Origin of the sequence: Arthrobacter sp. UYEF3, assembly GCF_040546245.1 — a bacterium.
GTDB lineage: Bacteria > Actinomycetota > Actinomycetes > Actinomycetales > Micrococcaceae > Arthrobacter.
Window position 1 is genome coordinate 1 of sequence record NZ_JBEPNK010000031.1, and the last position, 13,408, is coordinate 13,408.

The 13,408-nt window shown below is 68.3% G+C and carries 11 protein-coding genes; 6 read left to right on the forward strand and 5 right to left on the reverse strand.

The annotated features are described in order from the left end of the window. Nucleotides 1-115: 115 nt before the first annotated feature. Entirely contained in the window at nucleotides 116-985 is an 870-nt protein-coding gene (locus ABIB14_RS16640) for a DUF4031 domain-containing protein (protein ID WP_354237018.1), read from the reverse strand. Between the two features lie 104 nt (nucleotides 986-1,089). Here ABIB14_RS16640 and ABIB14_RS16645 point away from each other — a divergent pair, with 104 nt between their 5' ends. Genes ABIB14_RS16645 through ABIB14_RS16660 form a run of 4 tightly spaced genes read left to right on the forward strand, consistent with a single transcriptional unit; the run spans nucleotide 1,090 to nucleotide 4,228 of the window. Beyond that, nucleotides 1,090-1,500 carry a TOBE domain-containing protein gene (locus ABIB14_RS16645; RefSeq protein WP_354237019.1) on the forward strand — a complete coding sequence of 137 codons (411 nt, stop codon included), beginning with the start codon at nucleotides 1,090-1,092 and terminating at the stop codon, nucleotides 1,498-1,500. Continuing rightward, entirely contained in the window at nucleotides 1,497-2,312 is an 816-nt protein-coding gene (gene modA / locus ABIB14_RS16650; protein ID WP_354237020.1) for a molybdate ABC transporter substrate-binding protein, read from the forward strand. The genes ABIB14_RS16645 and modA overlap by 4 nt, the downstream gene beginning before the upstream one ends. 6 nt (nucleotides 2,313-2,318) lie before the next feature. Further along, complete coding sequence (locus ABIB14_RS16655) at nucleotides 2,319-3,182, forward strand: ABC transporter permease (RefSeq protein ID WP_354237021.1); 864 nt, start codon at nucleotides 2,319-2,321, stop codon at nucleotides 3,180-3,182. Next, on the forward strand, nucleotides 3,179-4,228 hold the full coding sequence (locus ABIB14_RS16660; protein ID WP_354237022.1) for a sulfate/molybdate ABC transporter ATP-binding protein: 1,050 nt from the start codon (nucleotides 3,179-3,181) through the stop codon (nucleotides 4,226-4,228). The genes ABIB14_RS16655 and ABIB14_RS16660 overlap by 4 nt, the downstream gene beginning before the upstream one ends. Nucleotides 4,229-4,283: 55 nt before the next feature. On the opposite strand, the gene ABIB14_RS16665 is transcribed toward ABIB14_RS16660, so the two are convergent. After that, the gene (locus ABIB14_RS16665) at nucleotides 4,284-4,775 is read right to left on the reverse strand and encodes a carboxymuconolactone decarboxylase family protein (protein WP_354237023.1); all 492 of its coding nucleotides are present in this window, start codon (nucleotides 4,773-4,775) and stop codon (nucleotides 4,284-4,286) included. A gap of 1,007 nt (nucleotides 4,776-5,782) precedes the next feature. Between ABIB14_RS16665 and clpB the strand changes: the two genes are divergently transcribed. Continuing rightward, entirely contained in the window at nucleotides 5,783-8,440 is a 2,658-nt protein-coding gene (gene clpB, locus ABIB14_RS16670) for an ATP-dependent chaperone ClpB (RefSeq protein ID WP_354237024.1), read from the forward strand. 75 nt (nucleotides 8,441-8,515) lie between these two features. On the opposite strand, the gene ABIB14_RS16675 is transcribed toward clpB, so the two are convergent. After that, nucleotides 8,516-9,448, reverse strand: coding sequence for a septum formation family protein (locus ABIB14_RS16675; RefSeq protein ID WP_354237025.1), 933 nt, complete (start codon nucleotides 9,446-9,448; stop codon nucleotides 8,516-8,518). A gap of 302 nt (nucleotides 9,449-9,750) precedes the next feature. On the opposite strand from ABIB14_RS16675, the gene ABIB14_RS16680 reads away from it, so the two are divergent. Next, a complete protein-coding gene (locus ABIB14_RS16680) occupies nucleotides 9,751-9,984 on the forward strand; it encodes a DUF3073 domain-containing protein (RefSeq protein WP_354237047.1) in 234 nt (77 codons plus the stop codon). Between the two features lie 554 nt (nucleotides 9,985-10,538). On the opposite strand, the gene purM is transcribed toward ABIB14_RS16680, so the two are convergent. Both purM and purF read right to left on the reverse strand, forming a co-directional pair. Beyond that, the gene (gene purM, locus ABIB14_RS16685) at nucleotides 10,539-11,708 is read right to left on the reverse strand and encodes a phosphoribosylformylglycinamidine cyclo-ligase (RefSeq protein ID WP_354237026.1); all 1,170 of its coding nucleotides are present in this window, start codon (nucleotides 11,706-11,708) and stop codon (nucleotides 10,539-10,541) included. Continuing rightward, the gene (gene purF, locus ABIB14_RS16690) at nucleotides 11,705-13,363 is read right to left on the reverse strand and encodes an amidophosphoribosyltransferase (protein WP_354237027.1); all 1,659 of its coding nucleotides are present in this window, start codon (nucleotides 13,361-13,363) and stop codon (nucleotides 11,705-11,707) included. The genes purM and purF overlap by 4 nt, the downstream gene beginning before the upstream one ends. Nucleotides 13,364-13,408: the final 45 nt, after the last annotated feature.

Here is a 13,408-nt window from a genome sequence, read left to right on the forward strand (position 1 = left end):
GGTTCTAGACAAGCTCCATTTTCCTTGAAAAGACGGGCATTCTCGGTTTAAATCGCCGTCGGCGCCCCGATCAACATCGGTGGATCAAGGCTAAGAGACGCCGGACCGGCTCAGCTCAGGCGATTTCGGCCCGCAGGTTCCGCCAGGCCGCGTCCTGCCACAGTTCGCGGCCGCGCGCAGTGTGGAAGAGCGGGTCCAGCTCCAGCAGTTGGCGGACGACGGCGGCGCGTCCCGCAGCGAAATCGGCGTCGCCGATGTGAGCGAAGTCTTCGCGGACAGCCGCGAGGTAGCGGGAGTAGGCGGCTGGTTCCCCGCCCAGGACGGACAGGTCCGCGTCGCTGAGCAGGGCGGCGGCCCCGTCGCCGGGATCCGGCCGGTGGTCCGCCGTCATCCGCACCAGCCGGGCTGCCTCGTCGACCTCGTCCGCAGGCAGGCCGGCCTGCACCAGCCGCTCCTCCGCCAGCCGGGCCGACTCCTCCTCATCCTCGCCTGCAATGCCGCGGTAGACGGCATCGTGGAACCAAGCCGCGAGCAGCACGGTCCGGGGCGGACGGCCCGGTGCGCTCAGCCGGTCGAGGGCCTCCAGCACGGCAAGCAGATGGGTGCGGCCGTGGTACTTGCGGTGCTCCTCGCCCCAGCGGTCCAGCAGGTCCAGGAAGAGCGCGTCGTGGCCGGGGAGGACGTCGTTCCAACGGTTCAGCAGCGGCAGTTTCAGCGAGCCGCTGCGACGCCGGGCCGGGATCCGCAGCCCGCTCGCGATCAGCTTGCGCACCAGGACCCGGCCCTCGACCGGGACGGCACCGGTAGCCACCAGGTCGGAGTAGCGGGCTTCAGCCACGTCGTAATGGTCGCCGTCGAATGCGCGCTCGGGAATGCCTGCAGCCCGCGCGAAGGCATGCAGTTCCTCGAGGGAGGTGTCGGAGACGAGGTGCGAAAAGTGCGTTCCATGGGCGGGCCACAGCGGCGGATCGAGGTACACGGCCATGCTGGAAGTCTACGAGGCCGCGGGTGCAATGACGATCTTACGGAATGCCGATTCTCGGGGATGATAGCTCTAAAAACTCCGCAAATGCGGGTTACAGTGTCTGTATGCCTAGTTTCCGCGTCTCCGAAGCCGCCCGCTTCCTCGGCGTCAGCGACGACACTGTCCGGCGCTGGACCGAGAACGGAAGCCTCACGCCGCTCAAGGATGAGTCCGGCCGGCTTACGGTGGACGGACTCGAACTTGCCACTCTGGCCCGGGAGCAGGCGAAACTTCCGGATGACCCGGCCCGCGCCGGGAGCTCGGCCCGGAACCGCTTCGTCGGACTGGTCACGGCGATCACCGCCGACACCGTCATGGCCCAGGTGGAACTCCAGTGCGGCCCGTTCCGGGTGGTCTCCCTGATGAGCAGCGAGGCCGTCCGTGAACTCGGCCTGGAGCTCGGCTCCGTGGCCACCGCCGTCGTCAAAGCCACCACCGTGATCATCGAAACTTCGAAGGGAAAAAGCGTCATATGAGAATCCCACGCACGCGGCTCGCGCATTTCCTTCTCACCGTCGTCGTCCTGGCCGTGGGCATCAACGGGTGCGGCACCGGTACGCCCGCCGCCACGGGCGGCCCGCCGGCTGCCGGCACGTCGGAGGGCACCCAACCCACGGGAACCATCACGGTGTTTGCCGCGGCTTCGCTCAAGTCCACCTTCACCAAGCTTGCCGCTGATTTCGAGGCCGGCCACCCGGGAACCAAGATAGCGCTCAGCTTCGCCGGATCCTCGGACCTCGTCACCCAGATCAGCCAGGGGGCGCCCGCCGACGTTTTTGCCTCAGCCGATACCAAGAATATGACCAAGCTCTCCGACGCGTCCCTGGTGGAGGGATCCCCGGCAGACTTCGCCACCAACGTGCTGACGATCGCGGTGCCCCCGGCCAACCCGGCGTCGGTCGGCTCCTTTGCGGACCTGGCCAAGCCTGGTGTGAAGGTAGTCATCTGTGCAAGCCAGGTTCCGTGCGGCGCCGCCACGAAGACGATCGAGAAGGAAACCGGCACCACCCTGAAACCGGTGAGTGAAGAGTCGTCCGTGACCGACGTGCTGGGCAAGGTCAGGTCCGGAGAGGCCGACGCCGGGCTGGTCTACGTCACGGACGTCAGGGCGGCCGGGGACAAGGTGAAGGAGATTCCCTTCGCCCGGGCAGCCAAGGCCGTGAACACGTACCCCATCACCGCCGTGCGGAGCAGCAAGAACAAGGAGCTGGCCGCGGCCTTCATTGCGGCAGTCACGGGTCCGGCGGGCAAGAAAGTCCTGGCCGATGCCGGCTTCGGCACCCCGTAGGGCACGGTGAACCACCGGCGGGCGGGAGCGTACAGCGGGATTCCGCGCTGGGTGCTGGTCATTGCCGCGGCCGGGGCCCTGTTCGTCCTGCTGCCGCTCGCTGCCATGGTGGCCCGGGTCAACTGGCCGGATTTCATCCCCTTGGTCACCTCGGAGGCTTCGCTTACGGCCCTGGGGCTGAGTCTGCGCACGGCGGCGGCGAGCACCGTACTCTGTGTACTGCTCGGCGTTCCGCTGGCCTTGGTTCTGGCGCGGGGTGCTTTTCCGGGCCAGCGGCTCCTGCGCTCCTTCGTGCTGCTGCCGCTGGTGCTGCCTCCGGTGGTGGGCGGCATCGCGCTGCTCTACACGTTCGGCCGGCAAGGCCTGCTGGGCCGGAGCCTCGAAGTCGCCGGCATCCAGATCGCGTTCTCGACGACGGCAGTGGTGCTCGCCCAGACCTTCGTCGCGCTGCCGTTCCTGGTTGTCAGCCTCGAAGGCGCCCTGCGCTCCGCCGGAAGCCGGTACGAGGCCGTGGCGGCAACCCTCGGCGCCCGTCCCAGCACGGTGCTGCGCCGCGTCACCGTCCCGCTGGTGCTGCCGGGCCTCGCCTCCGGGGCCGTCCTCTCCTTCGCCCGCAGCCTCGGCGAATTCGGCGCCACCCTCACCTTCGCCGGCAGCCTCCAGGGGGTAACCCGCACCTTGCCGCTGGAAATCTACCTGCAGCGCGAGACCGACGCCGACGCCGCCGTGGCACTGTCGCTGCTGCTCGTCGCCGTGGCGGTCGTCGTCGTCGGGCTCAGCTACCGGGGCCCGGCGCCGTCCGCCGGCCCCGCGGCCAGCCGCTCCGGCCGCCCCCCGGGCCAGCCCGCGAACACGCGGCGGGGATCATGACGTTCACGCTTAAGGCGGCGGTCGCCGCACGCGGGCTGGATGTTTCGCTGAGCCTGGGCGCCGGAGAGACGCTGGCGGTGCTCGGGCCCAACGGCGCCGGGAAATCGACCCTGCTCGCCGTCACCGCAGGCCTGCTCCGCCCGGATACAGGCCGGGCGGAAGTTGACGGCCGCATCCTCTTCGAGCTGGGGCCCGGGCGGAACGCCTGGACCGCCCCGCACCGACGCGGCACCTCCCTGCTGGCCCAGGAACCGTTGCTGTTCCCGCATCTGACCGCACTGGAAAACGTTGCCTTCGGGCCACGGAGCGCCGGGGTGGCCAAGGGGCCGGCGAGGGCAGCCGCCCGGCACTGGCTGGCCGAGGTCGACGCCTCAGAGCTGGCCGGGAGGCGCCCCGGGGAACTCTCCGGCGGCCAGGCCCAGCGGGTGGCGGTGGCCCGGGCGCTGGCCGCCGACCCGGAACTGCTGCTGCTGGACGAGCCGATGGCCGCCCTGGACGTCCACGCGGCCCCGCTGCTGCGGCGGTTGCTGAAGCGGGTCCTGGCCGGTCGCCGCGCCATCATGGTCACGCACGATGTCCTGGACGCCTACATGCTCGCGGACCGCGTGATCGTGATGGAGGAAGGCCGGATCACCGAAGAAGGCCCCACCCGGGACGTGCTCCAAAGGCCCCGCAGCCGCTTCGCCGCCGGGCTGGCGGGGCTGAACCTTGTGGCCGGTACCGTCATCCCGGGCGGACTCCGCACGGCCGCCGGCCTCGAATTCGCCGGCCGGCACGAGGACCCGCCGGTAACCGGCCAGAGCGGCGTGGCCGCCTTCCCGCCGTCGGCCGTCTCCGTCTTCCTCAGCGAGGCGCACGGCAGCCCGCGCAACTCGTTCCCGGTGACCGTCACGGATCTGGAACCGCACGGCGACCAGATCCGGGTGCGGGCCGGGGAACTGTCCGCGGATGTCACGCCCGCAGCGTCGGCAGACCTCGGTCTGGCACCGGGGGTGCGGGCCTACTTCGTGGTCAAGGCGGCCGCCGTGTCGATCTACCCGGCGTAGGGCCGGGCGTTGCCGGGACCGCGTCCGGGCTTGCGCTGGTGCCCGGCTGGTCCGGCTAGCCCTGGTCCTTTTTGCGCACCGGGTGCTGGCTGACGATTGACACCCGGTTGAACGCGTTCATCGTGATGGCGAGCCAGCTGACCGCGGAGAATTCGGCATCGCTGAGGTGCTTGCGGGCATGGCCTCCTTCGCGTTCACGGGCCACGACGTCGGAGATGCCGGTGATCGCCTCGGCCAGGGTCAGGGCGGCACGTTCCTTCTCGGTGAAGAGGGTCGTATCACGCCAGGCGGGGAGGACGGCCAGCCGCTGGGGCGATTCGCCGTTCTTCACGGCATCGGCCACGTGCATGTCCAGGCAGAAAGCGCAGCCGTTGATCTGCGAGATGCGCACGTTCAGCAGTTCGATCAGCGTCAGGTCCAGCCCCGCGTCCGTGGCCGCTTCCTTGGCTTTTAGGCCCAGGCCGTTGAGCGCGCGCCACGCGGCGGGGTGCTCCTTGTCCAGGAAAACGCTGCCGGCGGTGTGCTCTGCGGCCGAAGTCTCATTCATGGGTCCCAGATTAGCGAGGTCCGGAGCGCTGCGCCCACATATCATGTGACAATCTTGTCAAACTTATGACAGACTATTCCCGTAGCCATTATTCGATCCGGCGGCCGGTTCCTTGGGGGACCCGACCGCCGGATCGCGTCTTTGTACGGGACATGCCCGTCGGTCGGGCCGGACTCGGACATGCCCCGTGTTGCCGAGCAGCCCGAGGGGACATGCCCATTGTTGCCGAGCAGCCCGAGGGGACATGCCCATTGTTGCCGAGCGGCCCGAGGGGACATGCCCAGCCCAAAATCCCGGCAGTGGACATATTGGAACTATGCCCCGAGGTCCAAGGCAGGGGAGAGCATGCCCATTGTTCGCAGCCATACGTGCCAGGGAGTATGTCCAGTGCGAAGCGTCGGGAGTGGACATGTTCGGAGTATGTCCAATGGTCGGCTCGAGGGGAGGGCATGTCCGATTTTGCACGCCAACGGCGAGCCGACGCCATCAGGACTGGAGTGTCCGTGGCCGCTTGGCCCCGGGCCGCCGGCGACGTCGTCCGCGCGGCCGCACAGGTTGCCGTGGACCGGCGGCCATCGCATTTATGGGCCTGCTCCGGGCCGTGGGCTGACCAGGGGACGTGCCCCGTCCTAGCCTGGGACAGTGGACATATTGGAACTATGCCCCGAGGTCAAAGGCAGGGGAGAGCATGCCCATTGTTCGCAGCCATACATGCCAGGGAGTATGTCCAGTGCGAAGCGTCGGGAGTGGACATGTTCGGAGTATGTCCAATGGTCGGCGGGAAGGAGGGCATGCCGGGTGGCCCTCTCCGTCGTCGGCGCGAAGAATGAGCATGTCCAGTGGCGGCTGTGGTCCGAGGGTGCCTGCGCCGGTATGCGAAGCCCCGCAGGCGCCGGCCCTAGACAGCAGTTTCGCCGTGGGCAAACATGGAACCAACGGGGCAAAATTCAAAGTTGAGCGGGATAGACTCAACCTTGACGTCAGTCTTATTCCGGAAGGAGCTCTCTTTGGACACCAAATTCACCACCAAGAGCCAGGAGGCTCTTTCGGCAGCCGCCATGAACGCCTCGACGGCCGGCAACCCGCAGCTGGAACCGGCGCATCTGCTCAAGGCGCTGATGGACCAGCGCGAGGGGGTCGCTGTCGCACTCCTCCGCGCCACCGGCACCGACCCGGATGCCGTCAGTGTCCAGGCGAGCTCCGCGATCAAGGCACTGCCGTCCGGCTCGGGCAGTTCCGTCCAGCAGGCCCAGCTTTCGCGCACGGCGATGCAGGCCATCAAGAACGCACAGAATGAGGCGGAGCGCCTCGGCGACTCCTTCGTCTCCACCGAACACCTGCTGCTCGGCCTTGCGTCCGGAAATGACGGCGTCGGGCGGCTGCTGCGCGAAGCGGGCGCCTCGCATGAGGCGTTGCTCGCGGCGCTGCCCGGCGTCCGCGGCGACCGCAAGGTGGACAATGCCGACCCGGAGAACACCTTCCAGTCGCTGGAGAAGTTCGGCACCGACCTGACAGCGATCGCCCGTTCCGGCAAGCTGGACCCGGTGATCGGGCGCGACGCCGAGATCCGCCGCATCATCCAGGTGCTGAGCCGCCGCACCAAGAACAACCCGGTGATCATCGGCGAACCCGGCGTCGGCAAGACCGCCGTCGTCGAAGGTTTGGCCCAGCGGATCGTGGCCGGTGACGTGCCGGAGAGCCTGCGCGGCAAGACGCTGATCGCCCTGGACCTGGCCTCGATGGTGGCGGGCGCCAAATACCGCGGAGAATTCGAGGAGCGGCTCAAGGCGGTGCTGGAGGAGATCAAGAGCTCCGAGGGTCAGATCGTCACCTTTATCGACGAGATCCACACCGTAGTGGGTGCCGGCGCCACCGGGGACAGCTCGATGGACGCCGGCAACATGCTCAAGCCCATGCTGGCCCGCGGCGAGCTCCGGCTGATCGGTGCCACCACGTTGGACGAGTACCGCGAAAACATCGAAAAGGACCCTGCCCTGGAACGCCGTTTCCAGCAGGTCTTCGTCGGCGAGCCGAGCGTGGATGACACCATCGGCATCCTGCGCGGACTCAAGGAACGCTACGAGGCGCACCACAAGGTCTCCATCTCCGATTCCGCGCTCGTTGCCGCCGCGACCCTGTCCAACAGGTACATTTCCGGCCGGCAGCTGCCGGACAAGGCGATCGACCTCGTGGACGAGGCCGCGTCCCGGCTGCGGATGGAAATAGACTCCGCGCCGGAGGAAATCGACCAGCTGCGCCGCCAGGTGGACCGGCTGACCATGGAGGAGCTGGCCCTGACTGGCGAAACGGACCCGGCCTCGGTGGAACGGCTCGAGGCCCTGCGCGCCGACATGGCCGACAAGAAGGAAGAGCTGGCCGGGCTGAACGCCCGCTGGGAAGCCGAGAAAGCCGGCCTGAACCGCGCCGGCGACCTGCGCGCCAAGCTGGACGAACTGCGGTCCGCAGAGGAAAAAGCTGAGCGCGAGGGTGACCTCGAGACGGCGTCGCGGATCCTCTACGGCGAAATCCCGGCTCTGGAGCGCGAACTTAAGGCAGCGGCCGAGGCCGAGGAAGCTGTGCCTGACAAGTCCGGGCAGATGGTGGCAGACCAGGTCACCGCGGACGACATTGCCGAGGTGATCTCGGCGTGGACCGGCATCCCCGCGGGTCGCATGCTGCAGGGCGAGAGCCAGAAGCTGCTGGACATGGAACACGTCCTGGGCGAGCGGCTGATCGGCCAGAGCAAGGCCGTCACCGCGGTGTCCGACGCCGTGCGCCGCGCCCGCGCCGGGATCAGCGACCCCAACCGGCCCACCGGCTCCTTCCTGTTCCTGGGCCCCACCGGCGTCGGCAAGACCGAGCTGGCCAAATCCCTCGCCGATTTCCTCTTCGACGATGAACGGGCCATGGTGCGGATCGACATGTCCGAGTACTCCGAGAAGCACACCGTGGCCAGGCTCGTCGGCGCCCCTCCCGGCTACGTGGGCTACGAGGAGGGCGGACAGCTGACCGAAGCCGTCCGCCGTCGTCCGTACTCCGTGGTGCTGCTGGACGAGGTGGAGAAGGCCCACCCGGAGGTCTTCGACATCCTCCTCCAGGTGCTCGACGACGGCCGCCTCACCGACGGCCAGGGCCGCACCGTGGACTTCCGCAACGTGATCCTGGTCCTGACCTCCAACCTGGGCAGCCAGTTCCTCGTGGACCCGGGCCTCGACGCCGCCACCAAACGGGACGCGGTCATGGCGACGGTGCACGCCTCGTTCAAGCCCGAGTTCCTGAACCGGCTCGACGAGGTGGTGATCTTCGACCCGCTGACCGTCGAGGAACTCGCCGAGATCGTGGAGCTACAGGTGAAGGAACTGGCCGAGAGGCTCAAGGGCCGCCGGCTCAACCTGGAAGTCACGGACGGAGCCCGGGCCTGGCTGGCCGTCACAGGCTACGACCCTGCCTACGGCGCCCGCCCGCTGCGCCGCCTCGTGCAGCGGGAAATCGGCGACCGGCTGGCCAAGTCCATCCTGGCCGGCGACATTTCGGACGGCGATACCGTGCTGGTGGACACCGCCCCGGACCTGCTGGAACTGACCATGGCCGGCCCGGAGGCGTCCGCACGGCCCGACGGCGGAGCCTCCACCGGCAGCGGACTCTCGGTCGGCCGCAAGGAATAACAGACTTAGACTCCGGGGGGCGGGCGCCAGCCGCATCGTGTGGCTGGCGCCCCCGGCAGCGGGAACGGAATGGCGCTAGGGGAGCAGGGACTCCTTGATGATGTTTCCGCCGTCCGCGGCTATGTAGCAGTCAACCCTCCGGTCACCGGTGCCCCAGCTGGAGGAGCTCGGGTAGGCCAGCTTGTAGCTGAGCGTGTAGTCGTTGGACTTCTCGGTCAGTGCTGCCGCCTTGCAGGCGCCCAGCGCCCGCTGTTTCAGCGGATCGCGGCCCGGGTACGCGTCGGAGGCGGCGTACGACTCGATGGCCACGAGTTGCGCAGAATGTCCGGTGTCACAGGCCACCACGGTGGAAGCGGCGGCGTTCGCGTCGAAATCCTTGAAGCAGTCGCCCAGCCGGAAATCCATCGGGCTGACGCCTTCCAGCGGCAGCGCGCCGCGGGCGGGGGCCGAGGAGGAGGCTTCGGGCGCGGGTAAGGTCCCGGCCGCCGGCTGCTGTGCGGGCGTCCCCAGCGATGTCAGCCACCAGACCAGCAAGCCCAGCACCACGACGGCGGCGATGCCCACCTTTGCCAGGCCCAGCCGTTGGGCGCCGGCCCACAGGGTGCGGCCAAGCTCCCGGGTGCGCGGCCCCAACTGCGCGGCCCGGAGCTGGGCCGTCTGGGCGGAAAGCAGTCTGCCGATCTGGGATGCACCCGAGGATCCCTTGCGGTCTGGATCCTTGGCAGTAGCAGGTGTATCCGGTGTGGCCCGCGGCGTCGTCCGGGTCCGGGACCTCGCGGCTGCACGGCGCGAGGACGGAGCGCGGGATTCCGGGTCGGTGCCGCCGGGGAGAACAGGGACTGCCGACGTCGGCGGCGCGGAAGGCCGCGGCGGAACATGGACGGAAGAGGGCGCGCCTACCGGCGGGGCCGGAGCCGGACGGTCGGCGGATTCAGCGGCGCGGGGAATGTAAGGCACTCCGGTATCGCGGCGCTTGACGTCCTCGTCGCTCACAGGATCTTCGGTCACTCGGGAATTCACCCCTTCCGTGCAGTTTGCCGGTGCTGGACGCACGGCTGGGGGCCCGTATCCGGGCACCCACCAAGAGACTCTATCGAAGAACCCCGCCGGGCTGCATGCCTAGGGGTTGCCACCGGACCTGCCGGCCGAGCGCGGCGGGACGAGCGACTCTGTCCACAGCGGCAGCGCCGGCGAGCAGTCCCGGCCGAAAGCATGTAATCTAGGTGTACGACAAATTGACCAAACATTCCGGGGCCTCACCGATAGCCAAGGTGACCACCTCCGGTCCAAGTACAAAAGGGGGTCACGCCATGGGGCGCGGCCGTCAAAAGGCAAAAGCTACCAAGCAGGCTCGGGACATCAAGTACTATTCCCCGAACACTGACTATTCGGCCCTTCAGCGCGAGCTCACGGGCCCCGGAAGTCGTGCCACGAGCCACTTCGCGGATGAACCGGTCGAACCGGATTATTCGGATTACGTGGATAAGTACGCGGACGATGTGGAAGAAGACGACGACGAGGTTGACGCCCGTCGGATAGGTTAGTCGATCCTTCTCCGGCACTCCTTCCAGGAAGGTCGTAAGCCAAGTATTCCAGGCCCGCCGGCCACACCCATTTCAGGGCGTGCCCGGCGGGTTTTGTCGTGCCCGGGCGGCACCCGGGTACTCTTGCCGCCATTGCCGCGTCCCCGGTTGCCGGGGTCCGGCGCCGCGTGATGGTCTTCGTTGCGCCGCCCGGAGGAGGGACCACCCGCGCATGGCAGCCGGGCACCCACTTCGGCGGCCCGGACCGAGGTCGCCGGGATCGCCAGGAGCCGAAACCCGAGCGCAACCTAGAGCCCGGCCGGCAGGTCTATTCCGGGGTTTCCAGCCTCGCCGGGGCCGGGGCGGTGGAAGCGGCGCGGGCCGCGGGCCGCGGGCGGCGCCGTGCTGGTCGAGCCGGAGGACGACGACGACGCCGGCAGCGTTGCCACGCCCAGAGATCCGCAGGGCGGCGTGTTCAGCCTGCTGCAAGTTTAACCGGATCGAGTGCTCCCCAACCGCCGTTTTGAGGGGTCTAAACGGCGGTTACGGAGCAGTCGATGGGGCAAAGAAGGGGGTCAGGCGTAGGCGTTGACCATCCGGACGGCGCCGCCGTCGACGCCCTTGGCGCCCTGGACGTAATCGGGACCGGTCTTCAGGACCGAATCGGAGTTTTCGCCGATGGTGCCCATGACCCAGGACGGCAGGCCGCGGGCGTTCAGGTGGTTCACCGCGGCGTCGGCGGCCTCCGCGGAGACGATCGCCACCATGCCCACACCCACGTTGAGGGTGCGTTCAAGGTCGGCGAGCGGGACGTTGCCGAGCTCGGCGACCAGCTTGAAGATGGCGGGCAGTTCCCACGTGGCCCGGTCGACGGTGGCCAGCAGGCCCTGCGGCAGGACGCGGGCGAGGTTGGCGGCCAGTCCGCCGCCGGTGACGTGGCTGAAGCCGTGGACTGCGCGGCCGGCAGCGGACCCGTTGACCGGGAAGGTGCGGGCCAGGTCCAGGCAGTCCGCGGCGTACACCCGGGTGGGCTCGAGGAGCTCCTCGCCGAGGGTGCGCTCAAATTCGGAGACCTCGCGGTCCAGCGCCCAGCCGGCGTGGTTGATGACGCGCCGGACCAGGGAGTAGCCGTTGGAGTGCAGGCCCGAGGAGGCCATACCGATCACCACATCGCCGGTGCGGACACGGTCGGGGCCCAGCAGGGAGTCGGCCTCGACCACGCCGGTGGCGGCACCGGCGACGTCGTATTCGTGTTCACCCAGCAGGCCCGGGTGCTCCGCGGTTTCGCCGCCCACCAGGGCGGTGCCGGCAACCGAGCAGGCGGCCGCGATGCCACGGACGATGTCCGCAATCCGTTCCGGGACCACCTTGCCGCAGGCGATGTAGTCAGTCATGTACAGCGGTTCGGCGCCCACCACCACGATGTCGTCAACCACCATGCCCACCAGGTCGAAGCCGATGGTGTCGTGGATGTCCATGGCCTGTGCGATGGCGACCTTGGTGCCAACGCCGTCGGTGGAGGTGGCCAGCAGCGGCCGCTTGTAGGTCAACAGCCGTGAGACGTCGTACAGGCCCGCGAAGCCGCCGACGCCGCCTATCACCGAGGAGTTGTGGGTCGCCTTGACGGCGTCCTTCATGAGTTCGACGGCGCGATCGCCGGCTTCCACGTCGACGCCGGCGGAGGCGTAGGTGATGCCGGTGTTCCGGGCGTCGTTCATGTCAGCGGCCGAGGAGGCGGAAGTCATACTGGCTCTTTCTTGTCGGCATCAGGCTTGGCGGCGGGTACGCGGTCGGCGTCGGTAAGCAGTTCTTCGAATTCGGCGTCGGGTCCCGGATCGCAGCCCGTGGCGCCGGCCTTCTCGGCCGGGTCCGCGTCGGCCGGGTCCTCGTCGGCCAGGACGGGCTTGGCCGTGGCGGAAGCGGGCAGGCCGCCGAGGTCGGTGCGTTCCAGCAGGTTCTTGCCGAGCTTGTCGGCGCCTGGGAGCTCGATCGGGTACTGGCCCGTGAAGCACGCCGTGCACAGGCGTTCGCGCGGCTGCCGGGTGGCGCCGATCATGCCGTCCTCTGAGATGTAGGCGAGCGAGTCCGCGCCGATGGCCTGGGCGATCTCGTCGATCGTGGCGCCGTTGGCGATCAGCTCAGCGCGGGAGGCAAAGTCGATGCCGTAGAAGCAGGGCCACTTCACGGGCGGGGAGGAAATCTTGATGTGGACGGTGGCGGCACCGGCCTCACGGAGCATCCGCACGATCGCGCGCTGGGTGTTGCCGCGGACGATCGAGTCGTCGACCACCACGACGCGCTTGCCGCGGATCACGGACTCCAGCGCGTTGAGCTTGAGCCGTATGCCGAGCTGGCGCAGCGTCTGCGAGGGCTGGATGAAGGTGCGGCCCACGTAGGCGTTCTTGACGAAGCCGTGGGCGAACGGGATGCCGGATTCCTCCGCGTAGCCGACGGCGGCGGGGGTGCCGGATTCCGGCACCGGGATGACGATGTCCGCGTCCTGGGTGTTTTCGCGGGCCAGCTGGCGGCCCATTTCCACGCGGGACTCGTACACGGAGCGGCCGGCAATGGAGGCGTCCGGGCGGGCGAGGTAGACGTACTCGAAGACGCAACCGGCCGGCGTCGGCTCGGCGAAACGCTGCGAACGGACTCCGTCCTCGTCGATGGCGATGAATTCGCCGGGTTCAATCTCGCGGATGAAGCTGGCGCCGACGGTGGCCAGGGCAGACTGCTCCGAAGCTACCACCCAGCCGCGCTCCAGCCGGCCGAGGACCAGCGGGCGGATACCGTAGGTGTCGCGGGCGGCGTAGAGGGTGCCTTCATCCATGAAGACAAAGCAGAATCCGCCCTTGACCTTAGGCAGCAGTTCAAGCGCGGTCTGTTCGAGGGACTTGCCCGCCTCGCCCTCCAGCAGGGCGGTGACCAGCGCGGTGTCCGAGGTATTGCCCTGCTTCATTTCGCCGGTGAGCTGGCCGCCGTTACGGTCCGCGATCATGGCCTTGAGCTCGGCCGTGTTGGTGAGGTTGCCGTTGTGGGCCAGGGCGACGGTGCCGGTGGCGGTCGCGCCGAGGGTGGGCTGGGCGTTGGCCCAATGGCTCGCCCCGGTGGTGGAGTACCGGCAGTGCCCGACGGCAAGGTGCCCGGTCAGGGTGTTCAGCGTGGTCTCGTCGAAGACCTGGGACACCAGGCCCATGTCCTTGTACACATTGATCCGCTTGCCGTCGCTGGTGGCAATACCAGCCGACTCCTGACCGCGGTGCTGTAGCGCGTACAGCCCGTAATAAGTGAGTTTTGCTACCTCTTCGCCGGGAGCCCAGACCCCGAAGACGCCACAAGCGTCCTGCGGGCCCTTTTCGCCAGGGAGAAGATCATGAGAAAGTTTTCCATCGCCGCGTGCCACTGGTCGATTATCTCACGTTGTGCGCTAAGACTTTTCCGGTGGGCG

Bases quoted from the DNA above. Each gene is read 5' to 3' on its own strand.
- ABIB14_RS16640 (WP_354237018.1), bottom strand. From the start codon at position 985: ATGGCCGTGTACCTCGATCCGCCGCTGTGGCCCGCCCATGGAACGCAC.
- ABIB14_RS16645 (WP_354237019.1), top strand. From the start codon at position 1,090: ATGCCTAGTTTCCGCGTCTCCGAAGCCGCCCGCTTCCTCGGCGTCAGC.
- modA (WP_354237020.1), top strand. From the start codon at position 1,497: ATGAGAATCCCACGCACGCGGCTCGCGCATTTCCTTCTCACCGTCGTC.
- ABIB14_RS16660 (WP_354237022.1), top strand. From the start codon at position 3,179: ATGACGTTCACGCTTAAGGCGGCGGTCGCCGCACGCGGGCTGGATGTT.
- ABIB14_RS16665 (WP_354237023.1), bottom strand. From the start codon at position 4,775: ATGAATGAGACTTCGGCCGCAGAGCACACCGCCGGCAGCGTTTTCCTG.
- ABIB14_RS16680 (WP_354237047.1), top strand. From the start codon at position 9,751: ATGGGGCGCGGCCGTCAAAAGGCAAAAGCTACCAAGCAGGCTCGGGAC.
- purM (WP_354237026.1), bottom strand. From the start codon at position 11,708: ATGACTTCCGCCTCCTCGGCCGCTGACATGAACGACGCCCGGAACACC.